The sequence below is a fragment of the Paenarthrobacter sp. PAE-2 genome, assembly GCF_026013155.1.
In the GTDB taxonomy this organism is placed as follows: Bacteria; Actinomycetota; Actinomycetes; order Actinomycetales; family Micrococcaceae; genus Arthrobacter; species Arthrobacter ureafaciens.
This window is the reverse complement of the sequence record NZ_JAPDNV010000020.1, coordinates 43,825-58,179: the sequence shown is the minus strand read 5'-3', so window position 1 is coordinate 58,179 and position 14,355 is coordinate 43,825. Positions and strand designations below refer to the sequence as shown.

17 protein-coding genes are annotated in these 14,355 nt (G+C 64.2%); 11 read left to right on the top strand and 6 right to left on the bottom strand.

Features of this window, described 5'->3' with window-relative positions; translation table 11 throughout:
• The first annotated feature begins 62 nt into the window (after nucleotides 1-62).
• From OCL88_RS13515 to OCL88_RS13500, 4 genes are all read left to right on the top strand, one after another.
• Nucleotides 63-551 (top strand): MarR family winged helix-turn-helix transcriptional regulator, encoded by a 489-nt coding sequence (locus OCL88_RS13515; protein WP_264962839.1) that lies wholly within the window; start codon nucleotides 63-65, stop codon nucleotides 549-551.
• Between the two features lie 182 nt (nucleotides 552-733).
• Nucleotides 734-1,636, top strand: a complete 903-nt coding sequence (locus tag OCL88_RS13510; protein WP_264962838.1) for a serine/threonine-protein kinase — start codon at nucleotides 734-736, stop codon at nucleotides 1,634-1,636.
• Between the two features lie 66 nt (nucleotides 1,637-1,702).
• Nucleotides 1,703-1,963, top strand: a complete 261-nt coding sequence (locus OCL88_RS13505; protein WP_021472936.1) for a GlsB/YeaQ/YmgE family stress response membrane protein — start codon at nucleotides 1,703-1,705, stop codon at nucleotides 1,961-1,963.
• Nucleotides 1,964-2,141: 178 nt separating this feature from the next.
• The gene (locus OCL88_RS13500) at nucleotides 2,142-3,368 is read left to right on the top strand and encodes a hypothetical protein (RefSeq protein WP_264962837.1); all 1,227 of its coding nucleotides are present in this window, start codon (nucleotides 2,142-2,144) and stop codon (nucleotides 3,366-3,368) included.
• Here the strand turns inward: OCL88_RS13500 and OCL88_RS21165 are convergent.
• A complete protein-coding gene (locus OCL88_RS21165; RefSeq protein WP_319951659.1) occupies nucleotides 3,284-3,649 on the bottom strand; it encodes a hypothetical protein in 366 nt (121 codons plus the stop codon). The two genes, OCL88_RS13500 and OCL88_RS21165, sit on opposite strands and share 85 nt — an antisense overlap.
• A 300-nt stretch (nucleotides 3,650-3,949) precedes the next feature.
• On the opposite strand from OCL88_RS21165, the gene OCL88_RS13490 reads away from it, so the two are divergent.
• The gene (locus tag OCL88_RS13490) at nucleotides 3,950-4,447 is read left to right on the top strand and encodes an Hpt domain-containing protein (protein WP_264962836.1); all 498 of its coding nucleotides are present in this window, start codon (nucleotides 3,950-3,952) and stop codon (nucleotides 4,445-4,447) included.
• A 65-nt stretch (nucleotides 4,448-4,512) separates the two neighbouring features.
• Here the strand turns inward: OCL88_RS13490 and OCL88_RS13485 are convergent, their stop codons facing one another.
• Nucleotides 4,513-5,781 carry an MFS transporter gene (locus OCL88_RS13485; protein WP_217376493.1) on the bottom strand — a complete coding sequence of 423 codons (1,269 nt, stop codon included), beginning with the start codon at nucleotides 5,779-5,781 and terminating at the stop codon, nucleotides 4,513-4,515.
• A 149-nt stretch (nucleotides 5,782-5,930) separates the two neighbouring features.
• Here OCL88_RS13485 and OCL88_RS13480 point away from each other — a divergent pair, with 149 nt between their 5' ends.
• From OCL88_RS13480 to OCL88_RS13470, 3 genes are all read left to right on the top strand, one after another.
• Nucleotides 5,931-6,671, top strand: coding sequence for an IclR family transcriptional regulator (locus tag OCL88_RS13480; RefSeq protein WP_264962846.1), 741 nt, complete (start codon nucleotides 5,931-5,933; stop codon nucleotides 6,669-6,671).
• A 106-nt stretch (nucleotides 6,672-6,777) separates the two neighbouring features.
• Complete coding sequence (locus OCL88_RS13475; RefSeq protein ID WP_264962835.1) at nucleotides 6,778-7,965, top strand: 4-hydroxybenzoate 3-monooxygenase; 1,188 nt, start codon at nucleotides 6,778-6,780, stop codon at nucleotides 7,963-7,965.
• Between the two features lie 50 nt (nucleotides 7,966-8,015).
• Nucleotides 8,016-8,225 (top strand): hypothetical protein, encoded by a 210-nt coding sequence (locus tag OCL88_RS13470; RefSeq protein WP_166186013.1) that lies wholly within the window; start codon nucleotides 8,016-8,018, stop codon nucleotides 8,223-8,225.
• 21 nt (nucleotides 8,226-8,246) lie between these two features.
• Here OCL88_RS13470 and OCL88_RS13465 read toward each other — a convergent pair whose 3' ends face one another.
• Nucleotides 8,247-10,115, bottom strand: a complete 1,869-nt coding sequence (locus tag OCL88_RS13465) for a glycoside hydrolase family 15 protein (RefSeq protein ID WP_264962834.1) — start codon at nucleotides 10,113-10,115, stop codon at nucleotides 8,247-8,249.
• Nucleotides 10,116-10,340: 225 nt separating this feature from the next.
• Here OCL88_RS13465 and OCL88_RS13460 point away from each other — a divergent pair, with 225 nt between their 5' ends.
• Both OCL88_RS13460 and OCL88_RS13455 read left to right on the top strand, forming a co-directional pair.
• Complete coding sequence (locus OCL88_RS13460) at nucleotides 10,341-10,571, top strand: DUF6458 family protein (protein ID WP_021472945.1); 231 nt, start codon at nucleotides 10,341-10,343, stop codon at nucleotides 10,569-10,571.
• A 73-nt stretch (nucleotides 10,572-10,644) separates the two neighbouring features.
• Nucleotides 10,645-10,929 carry a hypothetical protein gene (locus OCL88_RS13455; RefSeq protein ID WP_062098490.1) on the top strand — a complete coding sequence of 95 codons (285 nt, stop codon included), beginning with the start codon at nucleotides 10,645-10,647 and terminating at the stop codon, nucleotides 10,927-10,929.
• 9 nt (nucleotides 10,930-10,938) lie between these two features.
• Here the strand turns inward: OCL88_RS13455 and OCL88_RS13450 are convergent, their stop codons facing one another.
• The 3 genes from OCL88_RS13450 to OCL88_RS13440 form a co-directional block, all read right to left on the bottom strand.
• The gene (locus tag OCL88_RS13450; RefSeq protein WP_264962833.1) at nucleotides 10,939-11,463 is read right to left on the bottom strand and encodes a DUF488 family protein; all 525 of its coding nucleotides are present in this window, start codon (nucleotides 11,461-11,463) and stop codon (nucleotides 10,939-10,941) included.
• A gap of 49 nt (nucleotides 11,464-11,512) precedes the next feature.
• Nucleotides 11,513-11,794 (bottom strand): hypothetical protein, encoded by a 282-nt coding sequence (locus tag OCL88_RS13445; protein ID WP_264962832.1) that lies wholly within the window; start codon nucleotides 11,792-11,794, stop codon nucleotides 11,513-11,515.
• Nucleotides 11,795-11,905: 111 nt separating this feature from the next.
• Nucleotides 11,906-12,499 carry a histidine phosphatase family protein gene (locus OCL88_RS13440; protein ID WP_264962831.1) on the bottom strand — a complete coding sequence of 198 codons (594 nt, stop codon included), beginning with the start codon at nucleotides 12,497-12,499 and terminating at the stop codon, nucleotides 11,906-11,908.
• A 271-nt stretch (nucleotides 12,500-12,770) separates the two neighbouring features.
• On the opposite strand from OCL88_RS13440, the gene OCL88_RS13435 reads away from it, so the two are divergent.
• Nucleotides 12,771-14,237, top strand: coding sequence for a serine/threonine-protein kinase (locus OCL88_RS13435; protein ID WP_264962830.1), 1,467 nt, complete (start codon nucleotides 12,771-12,773; stop codon nucleotides 14,235-14,237).
• Nucleotides 14,238-14,355: the final 118 nt, after the last annotated feature.

The following is a 14,355-nucleotide window of genomic DNA, read 5'->3' as shown; positions in this document are numbered from 1 at the left end:
TTTCCTTAGTAGTACCATAGTACTTAGACAGCCAAGCTACTCGTCTAACGAAGGAATGGTCCATGACTGCGGATGTCGTGAAGGAAGGATATTGGTACGGGAGCGAAACTGTTGCCGTCGAAGTCCTGAATGCCCTGCGGGATTATCGTTCGGCTGAGGCTGCCATGCGTCGGCGAACCCGCTCCTCCATGGGCATGGGCGAAACGGACCTTCTGGCTTTGCGCTACCTCCTGGAATACGAGCGCGCGGGCAGGATGGTCGGACCCAAGGAACTCGCCACGCGGCTGGGGATCACCTCCGCCTCCATGACCAGCCTGGTGGACCGCATGGTGAAGTCGGGTCACCTCGTGCGCGAGCCGCACCCGACCGATCGTCGCGCCTTGGTGCTGAGGCCGACGTCGGACTCTGACGAGGAGGTTCGCAAGACTCTCAGCGGCATGCACCGGCGAATGATGGACGTCGCGGCGTCCCTCAGTCGCGGCGAGGCCGTGGTGGTGGTCGACTTCCTGAAGCGAATGCGGGAAGCGATCGATGGGATTGATCAACATTGACCACCCGGCTGGACTTAAGTAGTAAGTACACATATAACTAGATATCCAAGATACTTATTCGAGATTGTGGGAGATGACATGACAGTCGTTGCAAGGGAGGAAGCTCCCGCAAACGAAATGTCCTGCGAAAGCGGGTTCCGGATGGACATTGAGGCCACGGATCCCGTGAACGGTGTCTCCAAATGACAGCCATCATTCCTGCAGCCGGTCCTCTGGGATCGGGCACCCTGCCGTCGAGCCTGCATCACGAAGCGATGGGCTCGAATGCGCCGGTGGCAAGCAGTCATGACAGCTTGCTGGGTGGCCGGTACAGCCTGGGACGATGGCTCGGAGGTGGCTCCGAGGCCCACGTCTACGAGGCTTTGGACGCCCGTGCAGGTTCGGTGGTGGCCGTGAAGGTCTTCCGCGAAACGGGCCGGGTCCGTGGTGGAGCTTTCGAACGCGAACTCGAAATCCACAAGCGGTTGCGGAACAAGAACATTGTGCGTCTCCGGGATTCGGGCAGCCTCATAGCCGACGGCGAGCCCCACCACTATGTGGTGATGGACCTGGTGAACGGGCAGGACCTGCGCGCCGTCCTCCGGGAAGCACCCGCAGGCTCCGGCGCGACAGCTGCTTGGATGACCGATATTGCAAACGCCCTGGCGTACCTGCACCGACGCGGGATTGTGCACAACGACGTCAAGCCCGGCAACATCATGGTCCCGGGCCACGCTGGAACTGGTCCCGCCATGCTGACCGATTTCGGTGTCGCGATCAGTCCGGCGCACACGGCAAGGAGTTCGTCCTCCGGGACGCCCCACTACATGAGTCCCGAAGCGGTGTGCGGAGAAGTTCCCACCGCTGCGAGTGACATCTATTCCCTGGGATTGGTGACCCTTGAGTGCCTCACGGGCACCAAGGCATTCCCGGGCCCTCCGCTGGAGTCCATGGTTGCCAGGACTCTCAGCGAACCCCGAGTTCCCGGCACGGTTCGGCGGCGCTGGTCCATGGCATTGCATGCCATGACAGACCCCGATCCGGCCGGTAGGCCGTCTGCCAAGCAAGTCGCCGGTATGTTCCGGCGTCTCCGCTGGCAAGGCTAAACCAAGGTCCTCCCGGGCGCACACGTGGACGCCGGGAAGGACCAAAGCACTAGAGAAAGAAGAAAAATGGGAATCTTTGGATGGATCATTCTGGGCCTGATCGCCGGTGCCATTGCCAAGGCCATCAAGCCTGGCAAGCAGGGCGGCGGTATTCTTGCGACTCTCCTGCTCGGAATCGTTGGTGCCGTCCTTGGTGGATGGATCGGCAGCGTCCTGTTCAACGTGGGCATCAACGAGTTCTGGTCGCTTTCCACGTGGTTGCTCGCCATCGGCGGTGCACTGATCGTCCTCATCATCTGGGGACTGCTCACCCGCAAGCGGGCCTAGCGTCCTGAGCCTGAAGGCCCCGCGCCGTCTGTTTACGCAGACGGGGCGGGGCCTTTTGCATGCCCGGGGTCTTCCGGGATGGTGTTGCTCGCCGGTCACAATCCGCGCGCAAGATCACGCCCCGCCCACCCGGTTTACGCTGCTTCTGAAAAGCACCTTCAAGACTCCAAGGGCAGCCATGACCTTCTCTTCAGCAGCCACCGCCGCTACGCCTCCCATTCGGAAACAGCGGAGCGAACTTTCTGCGGCCGGCACCGCTCTCGGAGCCCTCGGCATGGCCGCTGCGGTAGGCGTGTTTGCCGCCCTCCTTCACGTGCTATCGGAGGTTTCGCCCCGCATCGGCCCGGTTTTCGAAGGGTGGTCCGGCAGCGTCCACGGTTCGCCTCTGGATGCCGTGCGCTGGTTCTTCGGCGACATGACCGAGCCACTGTTCTTCAAGTCCGATCTGGCCGCAGCAAGTCTTCTGACCGGCGCCGTCATCGCATGGTGGGCAGGCCGCCGTCGGAAACGCTGGGCAGGAGAGCTGAGCTACGGCACGGGCCTGTGGCCGTGGGTCTTCGCATCTGCTGCGCTGAGCCTCGCCTTGTCCAACGCAGCCTTCGGGTGGATGCTCGACGGCGGATGGCAGCCGACGTTCGTTCCTTTCGTTTGCGTCGCACCCGCCATGGTTCTGGTGTACGGGGGCGGCTGGTGGTCGTGCCTGACCGGAGCGGTGCTTGGCGCGGCCACCACGACCCCGCTTGCCCTCCTGCTGATCCCCACAGTCTCGGTGCCGCTGGGGCTTCCGGCAGTGGTGGCCAACGTCCTGGCGATGGCTTTGGGTTCTGCGGTGTCGTTCGCCGTCGCGCGGAAGCTTCCGTGGCTGGCTCCGCGAGCCGTAGAACGGCGCAAGACGACGACGCAAACCGGCCATCCGACGTCGGGCCCTACCTGGAAGAGCGACACCTTCTGGGCCGCACGGCGCGTCCTGAAAGACTTCACGGAAACCCACTTCTTTGCCAACGAACTCGCCAGCGCAGGCGTGATCCTGGGTGTGGGCGCAGCGTTCGCCTTGAACCCGGGCCTGCCCTCCTACGGTTCGAACCTGCTTCCCGGGATCCTCTTTGCGCAGGCGCTGACGTCCGCGTTCGGCGTCGTGCTGTGGCGGGAGTGGTTCCGCGACGGCGGTTGGGCGGCTACGTACGCGTCCGTGGTGTCCGTCGCCCCGGCGGCAGTGCTGGCCTTCAACGGTTCATGGACATCCATCATCGGCGGGGCGCTGCTGGGGGCCTTAGTGGCGCCGCCCGTTGCGCGCGGCATCGCCACGCGACTGCCTGCCGGTTACCACCCGGTCATTGCCAACACCGCCGCCATGGCAATATCGACGTCGGTTGCGTTGCCGGTTCTGGGGTTGCTGCCGCACTGATTGTTTTTGGGAGCGGAGGGCCTACCCCAGGCGTGCCGGTTGCGGCCAAACGGCTGGATGGCGTTCATGGCCGTGTCCCAATCCGTTTCCACCAGGCGGCCGTTTTCGCGGATCAGCGGTTTAGTGGGACGGTCTTTGTTGGACACCCCCTGCCAGCTCGCGAAGAGTCCCTTCGGCCCCAGCCTGCCCTTGTTGATCACGTCCGCTTCCCGGCCGCGGATGCCCACCATGACGCCGTCCTCAACGGCAATATCGCAACCGCAGCCGTTGCTGCTCAGCACGTCCGCGGACTGGACTGTCTGGCTGTTCCATACCTACAGGACTATCAGCATGCTTATGTTCCGTCCAGATGCCCCGCCCGCCGGCCCAACTGGGTCGCATTTGTGCGCGTTTTCAGCGCTGAAAACGCGCACAAATGCGACCCAGTTGGGTGCTTGGGTGCGGGGGTGGGTGAGGGGAGGGGCGGGGAGGGGCGGGGATTTCCTGAGCCAGACTTGAGCATTTCCTCAGGAAAGCCTGAGCCGCCTGTCCCACACTTCTAAAGAGGCGGTCACCGAAGCCATGGAAGGAGGGCCGGGCCCATGGGCAACAGCATGAGTGGACCCGCCCCCGATGGCAACGGTTCCGGGCCGCCCCTGAATGCCGCTGTGATGCAGCCCGCAGCGGCATTGCAACTCCCCACTGGAACGCATGAAACCGGCCCGGCGCACCTCTACATGGGCACGCTGCGGGCGCTGGCTGAAGAACTGGGCGACGCCGCTCACGTGCTGCGCTTCCTCTCCACCTACCTGTCCATGCTGCCAATGCGGATGGAACGGATCGACGTCGGGTTGGCCGCGGCCGAAGCCGAGCCCAGCCTCGAAGCGGTCCTGAGCCTGAAGATTTCCTCGTCGATGGTGGGCGCCCGCGTTACCGAACGCCACTGCAGGGCCATGGAAAAGATGATCCGCAAAGACCGCCTCAGCGACGCGATCCAAGCCCTTCCAGCCCTCCGGCGGGTGACCGATCAGTGTTACGCCGCACGCCCGCACCTGCTGGACAGGGCTGCGGAAGCGTTGCTCCGCAGCGGCGGACCATAAAGCACAGGCCCCGCGAACCCTCTGGGATTCAGGTTCGCGGGGCCTGTAAGTCTCCGTGCCGGCGGCTACCGTTCTCCCGCCGGCACGGCTTTCTTGTCCGCGTGGATGTGCGTGGGGACAACAAGCAGTGCTACGAGTGCGAGGAGGCCTGCCGCGGCGAACACGTAGAATCCTGCAGGGTAGGCGATATTGGCGGCTACCAAGGTGCCGGTCACGGCCGGGCCAACAATGGCGCCCAGGCGGCCAACGCCCGCAGCGAACCCGAGGCCTGTGCCGCGGAGGTGGGCCGGGAACAGCTGGCTCACCCACGCATAGACCAGTACCTGCGAACTGAAGACGAACACGCCGGTAACGAACACGGCTGCGTTGAGCAGGAATTCGTTCTGGATCTTGACGCTCAAGATGGCCAGCAGAACACCGGACAAGCCGAACCACAGCAGCACGATCCGCTTTGTCCCATGCTTGTCGGCCAGGACACCTGCGAGGAACAGCCCGGCAACGGCCCCAAGGTTCAGCACAAGCAGCAGCGTCAGGCCGGTGCTGACCGGATAGCCGGCTGCGGCCATCAACTGCGGCAGCCATGTGTTGAGGCCGTAAACCAGCAGCAGTCCCATGAACGACGCGATGCCGATTCCCACGGCGACCACGGGGTAGGGCTTGCGCAGAAGGTCGCGGAAGCCGGTCTTGGGCTCTTCGGTTGAACGCCCGACGGCGGCAGGGGCCTTGGCAGCGTCAGCGGACGGAGCGGGGGCTGCTTGGGGGAGGGATTCGGGCAGCTTGGCCCACAGGAACGGCAGCAGTACCAGGCCGGCCGCGCCGCCAATGATGAACATGAGGCGCCAGTTGGGAATGATGAGGATGGCCAGCAAAGCAGTGGCCACGGCGCCCACGTGGTAGCCGGTCATGGTGCGCGTGGTGGACTTGCCCGCTGACCCCGCCGGGGCGTAGTCGTTCATGTAGGCCAAGGCTGCGGGGAGGCAGGCTCCTAAGCCCAGCCCTGCCAGGAGGCGAAGGGCGGAGAACACTGCAACGTTGGGGGCGAACGCCACCGCCAAGGTGAAGAGGGAGAAACCTGCCACGCAAGCGATCAGTAGTTTGCGGCGACCAAACTTGTCCGAGAGCGGGGCAATGAAGAGCGCACCCAGGCCCACGCCGACCAGGGAGATGGTGGCTGCGAACGTGGCGCCAACAGCGTCGAAGCCGAGCTCGCCGGTCTTGATGAGCGTGGGAATGACCGTGCCCAGGACCACGAGGTCGAATCCGTCCAGGACCATGGCGAGCCAACAGAGCCACACGGGCCATTGTGAGCGGCGGGCAGATGTCATCGTCGGCATAGCGTCCTCGGTACATGATGGGTCGGGTCCCGACCGTCAGAATGATCGGTTGGTTATGAGATTTGTATCACCGGGAGCTGTTACGTGACGCACGTTTTACCATTGAATGGAAGGCATCCATGGCTGATGCCGTTGACCTTGGGAGGAAAATGGCCAACTCGGCGTCGGGCGATTCGGTGGTGGACCGCGTGGTCCGGGTCATCGCTGCCTTCCCTGAAGGAGTCACGACGCTCCAGCTGGCGGAGGTGGCGGAGCGGGCTTCCTTGCCGCTGTCATCGGCGCACCGGCTGGTCCGGCAACTGGCCGATCATGGCCTGTTGGACCTGGGCCCCGGCGGAACAGTCCGCCTGGGGTTGAGGCTCTGGGAGCTGGTGAACCGCAATTCGCCAACGCTCGCGCTGCGTCAGGCTGCGATGCCTTTCATGGAAGACATTCAGCAGGTCTTGAACCAGAACGTGAACCTGGCTGTGCTGGAAGGGTGGGAGGCACTCTTTGTAGAGCGACTGTCCAGGCGTGGCTCGGTAACGAACAGGGCGCAGGTCGCCGGTCGCATGCCGGTCCATATTTCCTCGGCGGGCCTCGCTTTGATGGCCCACCAGCCCCGCGAACTGCAGGCGGAGTACCTCCGCCAATTCGAGGACCCCTCCGGAAAGGTGACTTCCGACGTCGTGCGTCACCTCCTGGCGGAAAGCGCCAGGCAAGGCTATGCGCAACTCGCGGGCGTCGTTGATCCGGACACGTGGGGCATCGCGGTCCCCGTGATGAACGGTAAGCGTCGGGCCGTCGCTGCTTTGGGCGTTGTGGTGCCTCTTGCGGAGGTGCGCCTGCAAGCGCTGGTGCCGGCTCTCCAGACGGCGGCCCGGGGCATCAGCCGACGCCTCGACGAGTAACCGGATTCCGTTCAACGGAATCCATGTAACGCCTGTCACGCGCCCCGGTCCACACTGAGGTGAGACTCACCCGGGACCGCCGGGACCGCAACGGAGCGAGGAAATCATGGCACGCACCACCATCACCACCCAAGTCGCCATCATGGGCGCCGGACCCGCAGGGCTCATGCTCTCCCACCTGCTGGCGAAGCAGGGCATCGAATCGGTAGTGGTGGAGATCCGCAGCCGCAAGGACATCGAGGAAACTGTACGCGCCGGAATTCTGGAGCACGGAACCGTCAACCTGTTGGTTGACTCCGGAGTGTCGGATCGGGTGCTGCGCGAGGGTGACCGCCACGACGGCATTGAGCTGCGCTTCAACGGCGAAAGCCACCGGATCAACTTCAAGGAGCTCGTTGGGGAGTCGGTGTGGCTCTACCCGCAGACCGACGTCTTCATGGACCTCGCTGCGCGCCGCGAGGCCGACGGCGGCGACGTCCGGTACAGCGTCACGGATACCTCCGTGTCCGACCTCGAAGGCAAGCCGAAAGTCTGGTTCACCGATTCGGAGGGCCAGGAGTTCGAGATCCAGGCCGACTTCCTGGTGGGTGCCGACGGCTCGCGCAGCCACTGCCGCTTCCAGATCCCGGAAGCCAACCGCAAATGGTTCTTCCACGAGTACCCTTTTGCATGGTTCGGGATTCTCGCCGAAGCCCCGCGCAGCTCGGATGAACTAATCTATGCCAACTCGGAGCACGGATTCGCGCTCATCTCGCAGCGCACGGAAACCGTCCAGCGCATGTACTTCCAGTGCGACCCCCAAGAAAACGTGGCCGCCTGGGACGACGAACGCATCTGGTCCGAATTCCGCAAGCGCGTCAACGGCAACGGCTTTGAGCTCAAGGAAGGCCCTGTCCTGTACAAGATGGTCCTGCCTTTCCGCAGCTTCGTGCACACCCCCATGCGCTACGGCAACCTGTTCCTGGCCGGCGATGCCGCGCACACCGTTCCGCCGACCGGTGCCAAGGGCCTCAACCTGGCCATCAACGATGTCAGGGTGCTCTTTGAAGGCCTCGATTCCTTCTACTCGAAGGCTTCTTCGGCCCTGCTGGATTCCTACAGCGACCGGGCGCTCGACAGGGTTTGGAAGGCCCAGCACTTCTCCTACTGGATGACCTCGATGCTGCACACCGTCCCTGGCGCCGACGACTTTGATCGCGCCCGCCAGCTTGGTGAACTCCGCTCGGTGGTCTCCTCCGAACACGGAAAGGCATACCTCGCCGAGTCCTACACCGGGTGGCCGGAAGCCCGCTAGGCCCGGTACCCGTGGTGTCGCTGCGGGGCTGACAGTGGGACGATGTCCCTATGGATGACCAGGAGAAGTCCAGCCCCGCCGCGCCCTCGGAGGAGCGCGGCTACGGTACCGGCGACGACGTCGGTTCGCCCACCACCCAGCAGATGCGGGCCGTCGGCCAGCGCCGTCGTGATGCGGAGCGGAAGCTCGATCAGCACCTTGAGGAAGCCAGGCACAAGGCCGAACTCCCGGATCCTGACGAGCAGAAGACCGAGAGCTGAAGCTGTGTAAGCAGTCCGGAGCTACCTCTTTCCTCTGGACGGTTCGGGGTTCTTGGGCATTGACTCCTGCTGGCCGTGCTTCCGTTCCGTAAACGGAGTGTCGCTGTCATGGGCCTGGCCATGGTGTAACTGCAGGGCCGAGTGGATGAGCGGAAAGTGGCTGAACGCCTGCGGGGTGTTTCCCAAGTGCCGCTGGTTCCGCGGGTCCCATTCTTCGCTCAGCAGGCCGACGTCGTTCCGCAGGTCCAGGAGCCGTTCGAACATCTGCGTTGCCTCGTCCTTCCGATCGATGCCCAGCAGGGCATCCACCATCCAGAACGAGCACGCCAGGAACACGCCTTCGTGGCCTTCCAAGCCGTCGTGCCCGGATTCCGTCCTGTAGCGCAGCACCAAGCCGTCCTCGGTGAGCCGTTCCTGGATCGCCTGCACAGTGCCCGCAACCCGGGGGTGGTTGTGCGGCAGGAACCCCACTCGGGGAATGAGAAGCAGGCTCGCGTCCAGTTCCGTGCTGCCGTAAGACTGCACGAACGTGTTCAGCTCCTGATTGAAGCCATCGGTCATGACTTCCTTGTGGATGGTGGACCTGAGCGCAGCCCAGCGGTCAGCGGGTCCGGGCAGCCCGGACTTCCTGACGCCCTTGACCATGCGGTCGGCGGCCACCCATGCCATGACCTTCGAATGCGTGAAGTGGCGGCGCGGGCCCCGCATCTCCCATAACCCGTTATCCGGCTGGTCCCAGGCTCCTTCGAGGAATTCCATCAAAGCGATCTGGATATCCCAGGAACTGTCCCCCGATCCCGCCGGGGAGGCTGCCCGGGTGAGGGCCAGGCCATCCAGAACCTCGCCCCAGACGTCCAGCTGCAGCTGCGGTGCCGCGGCGTTGCCGATGCGCACGGGCGCCGAACCTTCGTAACCGGGCAGCCATGGCAGGTCGAATTCGGGAAGCCGCCTGGCGCCGTCGAGCCCGTAGACGATTTGGAGGTCCGCCGGGTCCCCGGCCACCGCGCGGAGCAGCCAGTCCCGCCATGCTGCCGCTTCTTCCGTGTACCCGGCGGCCAGCAGTGACTGCAACGTCAGGGAAGCGTCGCGCAGCCAGCAGTAGCGGTAGTCCCAGTTCCGGGAGCCGCCCAGCTGTTCGGGAAGGGACGTGGTTGCAGCTGCCACGATCCCGCCCGTCGGTGCATAAGTGAGTGCTTTCAAGGTAATCAGCGAGCGCTCCACTGGTTCCTTGTATTTGCCCGTGATCTCGCTCCGGTCGATCCAGTCGCGCCAGAACGAACAGGTGGTGTCCAGGGCCCGGGAGGGATTGATCCGGCGGGGCTCGGGTTCGTGGCTTGGCGCCCACCGCAGCACAAAAGGAATCCGTTCCCCGGCCCGGACGGTGAACTCGCTGACGGTTCGCTTGTCGTGGCCTCGAAGCGGGGCATGCGTGGTGAGGTAGGCCGAATCCGGACCCGCGACGGCGCTGATTCCCTGGCCATGCCTCCGCACCCACGGCACCACGCGTCCGTAGTCGAAGCGGAGGACGAGTTCCATGGTCATGGCCACTTCGCCGCTGAGGCCCTCGACAATCCGGACCAGGTCCACGGCGTCGTCGCGCACCGGCATGAAGTCCGTGACCCGGACGCTGCCGCCGTCCACATCCCATTCCGTTTCCAGGATCAGCGTGTCTTCGCGGTACCGGCGGCGCGTGCAGTTGCCGTCACTGCCGGGGGCCGGGTTGGCGGGGGCCAGGAGCCACCGGCCGGCGTCACTGTCCGCCAGCAGAGCGGCGAAGCAGGCCGGCGAGTCGAACCGGGGCAGGCACATCCAATCGATGGAGCCGTTGCGGCCCACCAAGGCGGCCGTATGGAGGTCTCCGATCAGTGCGTAATCCTCGATCTTCGGCATAGGGCGGCTCCTTGCTTTCCCGGGGACAGGACTTAGCCTGACCGTACCCGCTTGCCGGGAACAGGGCGAGTGCGGCGGACCGTTCGCCTGGTCCGGCACGGCGTTTCTGCGTGGGACAAAGAAGGACACAAAACCCTAGCCGTCAGCGGAATTGATCAGTACTCTGACTATATCCAGCGGTCGGGATTACCCCCTGTGCCCGACCGGACGCGGAAGGAGCACGTCATGAGAATAGGTTCTTCCATTGCATTGATCGCCATTGGAGCCATCCTGGCCTTCGCCCTGGCCCCGGGGCTGATTCCCTTCATGGACCAGGTGCTGATCGGTTACATCCTGATGGTGGTAGGCGTGCTGGGCCTCATCATTTCCATCATCATGTCCAACCGGACACGCCACACGGTGGTGGAACGGCGTACGGCCCCGGAGACCATTGTGGAGCGGCGCCCGGAAGTCTGACCTCGCCGAAGGTCAACAGCGCACGACGGCGGCAGCCCCGCCGTCGTGCGCTGTGACCGTTAGGCTGCTCTTTATGGAGAAGACATTCGAATTCGAACGCGTGAATGAGGACGAGTACTTGGTGCGCTGGGCCTCGGAGGGGCAGACCGGCGAATCGGTGGTCCGGGTAAATCCGGACTTCCTCACCGAGGTGGGCCTGGGCGATTTCGAGCAGCAGGCCGTAGTTGAGGAGACCGCCGAACTGCTGGCCGAGCGGCAACCAGTCATTGACTTCCCCCTCACGGTCGACTTGGAAGAGATCGCCGCCGCATACGAGGATTTCGCCGAACAGCTGCGCACCCGCCTCGCAGCCAAGTAGCCCGCGTTCTCAGCCAGTGGGGGCGTCGTACCTCAGCTGTCCGTCCAGTACCCGGCTGCCGGACGTGACCGCGTGATCCACCAGCTTTGGCCCTGGCATGAGGTGCCGTACGTGAACCCCGTCCAGCAGGGTGCAGTGATCTGAGATGAGGCGCCTGTGACAGCGCCACCACACTGTCTCGCTGCACATAATGGCGGTACGTTGCCGGTCGGCTTCCGCCAGGAGTTGCTTCAGGGCTGCCTCGAATTCCGGCGTCCGCATGTAGCCGGCGTAAGCGCGGAAGGAATCGTTGCGGAGCGAGGTATCCGGTGAGTCCGGGAGGAGTTTGCGGAAGCCGCCCAGTTCCTTCTCCCAGCGGTACGCGATGCCTGCCTCCGGGAGCCAGGCTTCCATCGAGTCCTTGCCAAAGTGCGGATGCTTCCGGCTGCCCGGACCGATCCGCACATCAACCAGCGACTCCACCTCCGCCCACCGCAGAAGCTCGGCGAAGTCGGCTTGGGGTGTGGTGCCGTGGCCTACGGTGAAGAGTTGCATACCTGCCATTAAATATAGTGACCACTCAGGTTGCTGGCTTCTGCAACCATCACCATTGGACGTGTACGTCGAACTCCCAGGGTGCCCTGCCGGTTGATTGGCATGCGGCCGCGCGGACGGCCTCCGGTGCCCGGTCGAGCCTGCTCGCGTGCACCACCAGTCCGGGTATCTGACGGACGCTGAGTTCGAACCATCCATCGGCGGCCAAGGTCACGATGGCCGTCAGTGTCCGGATCGCACTGTCAGGCCGCACCTCATTAGGAGGCGGGGTTTGGCTCCCGTAGGAAGCGGCATGCTTATCTGCACGGGAATCGGCCAGAAGGGGTGCCAAGGAGACCTCCAGCGCACTGGACTTTGGACGGCCAACTTCTTGACTGGCACGAGCATATAAAAACCTGCATGGCTTATGTCAATAACCTGGGGGTCTATTTCGGGGAGGAAATCAGCTTTCCACCACTTCGACGAGGCGCTCGCCGTTGTAGAAGTCCAGTTGCCAGCCGTCCACGGCGTGGTGGTGGGCCAGGTTCAAGACAGCGTTGTGGACACTGTCCAACTTCCGGCCGATCGCACGGCTGAGGGTCAGCCGGATTAACGTCCCATGGCTGACCACCAACACGCGCTGCCCGGCGAATTCCTCGGCGAGATCGTTCAGTGCGTCAATCCCGCGGGCTGCTGCATCGTCATCGCTTTCGCCCCCGCGGAATCCTCCCGGAATCCGCAATGCTTCGAGTTCCGGCCCTGCCTGAAGCCCCTCTGCGGGGCCAAAGCTGCGTTCAATCAGTTTCGGAACGCGGCGCGCAATGTTCAGTCCAAGCCCCTCTGCGATCAAGTCCGCGGTTTCGGCGGCGCGGCTCAGCGGCGAAGAGACGATGGTGTCCCACTCATAAGCGGACAGCACATTGACGGCGTCCCGGGCCTGCTGTCGCCCCACGTCATTCAGCGGAATATCCGTGGCGCCCTGAAGCCTGCGCTCGGCATTCCAGTCGGTTTGGCCATGGCGTACGAGGGCGAAAGTCGTGAGGGTCATGCGTCCCATTCTGCCCTGAAGTCCCGGCGCTCCGCAGTTCAGTACGCCACACGGATTCATGTGCCGGGTTGCCCCTTCGCCGAGGTAGTAAGTATCCTGATGACTAATCTGGTGAACCGGATGATGCTGTTCAGATGCAGGGTTGCTCGAGCCGCAAGGAATTCGCTCCACACAGCGGACCGCGCGGCTACCGTGAAAGTTTGATCGACGGCGTTACCTGGTAGGTGATGGACATTGAGGGTCCATCGCGCACGGGAACGCCTGAAGGGCGTGACAATTGGTGGGCAAGAGAGACGAGACCGTGGATACCCGCGGCACCGAATCGGCCGAATCAAGTGGTGGCATCGTTGATGACCGTTACGAGTTGGGATCCGTGCTCGGCAGGGGAGCCATGTCCACGGTGTACCGGGCCAAGGATCTTCGGCTTGGCAGGGAAGTTGCCCTTAAGCTGTTCCTCCCGGGCTCCGGCGACGAGTCGTTCAAGCTCCGTCAGCAGACGGAGATGCGGCTCCTGGCCGCATTCGATCACCCGGGACTGGTTCAGGCTTACGACGCCGGCGTTGACACCCGCAATGATGAAGAACGGGCCTACCTCGTCATGGAGCTCGCCGAAGGCCGCGACCTGAGGGCAGTGCTCAGCGACGCTCCGCTCAGCGTTGAAGACACGGCGGCCATTGGTGCGCGCTTGGCTGGCGCCCTGGCACAGGTGCATGAGCACGGAGTGATCCACCGCGACATCAAACCTGCGAACATCCTGGTCTCGGACGAATCAGGCGACGCGAAGTCGGTGAAATTGGCGGACTTCGGCGTAGCCCTGGTCATGTCGGACAACCGGCTCACCGCCACCGGCTTCACGGTGGGCACCGCGCAGTACCTCAGCCCCGAGCAGGCCCAAGGCCTGCACCTGACCCCGGCCAGCGACATCTACTCTCTGGGCCTGGTGCTGCTGGAATGCCTGACGGGTAAAGCCGAATATCCGGGCACTCCGGTGGAAACCGCGGCGGCCCGGCTGCATCGCAGGCCCCAGGTCCCCGAGGACTTGCCCGCTCCCGTTATCAGCCTCCTTGAGGCCATGACGGACATGGACCCGGAGCGGCGGCCCTCGGCAGACGCCGTCGAGCAGGCCCTAACCAGCCCGCGACGGTTGTCCGCCATGGCAGCGACCGCTGTCCTGCCGCCCGTCGCTCCGACGACTGCGCCGGTTGCATCCAGTGCGCCGGTAGCCGCGCGGACCCCGCACGTTCCTTACGCCCCGCGCGTTCCTTCGGCGCGCCGGGCGGCACGAGTCTCTGCCGCGCGACGTGGGCAGGAAAACCTGAGGCCCGCCAGCAAGCCTAGGAGGAAGCTCCTTGGTGGCGTTGCGGCCGGTGTTGCGGCCATTCCGCTGGCCGTGGTCCTGTTCCTGCAGGGCGGCTCGATTGCCGGTACCTCGGCTGATCCTTCGGGGCCCGCCGATCCGGGAACTTCAACGAATGAACGCCAAACCAGCGTGCCCGTGGAAGCGGCCAACACCACCCCGGACAACACTGTTCCGGCAGCTGTTGTGGTCCCGGTTGCTGAGGAGGCCCAGGTTGTCACCGGGCAGGTCCAGCCCGCGCCGGCGAACGTACCGCAAGAACCAGCCCCGGCGCAGGCCCCGGAGGTCAAGAAGGCCCCCGAGTCCACCATGGACGGTCAGGTCATCGCCGAGGTCAAGAGCGGCGGCAAGAACAAGACCAATTCCGGTAAGGGCAAGGAAGGGAAGTAGCAGCCCCCTCTCCTTCCTTGGGTAAGCCGAAGTATCGGCGCAGTTCAGGAGCGGATTGCCAGTTGGCGGGCGCGTAGTTGAAGGTCGCGCCCGCCGGAAATATGAGTACCAACTACTC

Coding starts and splice junctions, on each gene's coding strand:
- OCL88_RS13510 (WP_264962838.1), top strand. CDS start 734: ATGACAGCCATCATTCCTGCAGCCGGTCCTCTGGGATCGGGCACCCTG.
- OCL88_RS13500 (WP_264962837.1), top strand. CDS start 2,142: ATGACCTTCTCTTCAGCAGCCACCGCCGCTACGCCTCCCATTCGGAAA.
- OCL88_RS13505 (WP_021472936.1), top strand. CDS start 1,703: ATGGGAATCTTTGGATGGATCATTCTGGGCCTGATCGCCGGTGCCATT.
- OCL88_RS13490 (WP_264962836.1), top strand. CDS start 3,950: ATGGGCAACAGCATGAGTGGACCCGCCCCCGATGGCAACGGTTCCGGG.
- OCL88_RS13515 (WP_264962839.1), top strand. CDS start 63: ATGACTGCGGATGTCGTGAAGGAAGGATATTGGTACGGGAGCGAAACT.
- OCL88_RS13440 (WP_264962831.1), bottom strand. CDS start 12,499: ATGGGACGCATGACCCTCACGACTTTCGCCCTCGTACGCCATGGCCAA.
- OCL88_RS13480 (WP_264962846.1), top strand. CDS start 5,931: ATGGCCAACTCGGCGTCGGGCGATTCGGTGGTGGACCGCGTGGTCCGG.
- OCL88_RS13470 (WP_166186013.1), top strand. CDS start 8,016: ATGGATGACCAGGAGAAGTCCAGCCCCGCCGCGCCCTCGGAGGAGCGC.
- OCL88_RS13485 (WP_217376493.1), bottom strand. CDS start 5,781: ATGCCGACGATGACATCTGCCCGCCGCTCACAATGGCCCGTGTGGCTC.
- OCL88_RS13465 (WP_264962834.1), bottom strand. CDS start 10,115: ATGCCGAAGATCGAGGATTACGCACTGATCGGAGACCTCCATACGGCC.
- OCL88_RS13460 (WP_021472945.1), top strand. CDS start 10,341: ATGAGAATAGGTTCTTCCATTGCATTGATCGCCATTGGAGCCATCCTG.
- OCL88_RS13450 (WP_264962833.1), bottom strand. CDS start 11,463: ATGCAACTCTTCACCGTAGGCCACGGCACCACACCCCAAGCCGACTTC.
- OCL88_RS13475 (WP_264962835.1), top strand. CDS start 6,778: ATGGCACGCACCACCATCACCACCCAAGTCGCCATCATGGGCGCCGGA.
- OCL88_RS13455 (WP_062098490.1), top strand. CDS start 10,645: ATGGAGAAGACATTCGAATTCGAACGCGTGAATGAGGACGAGTACTTG.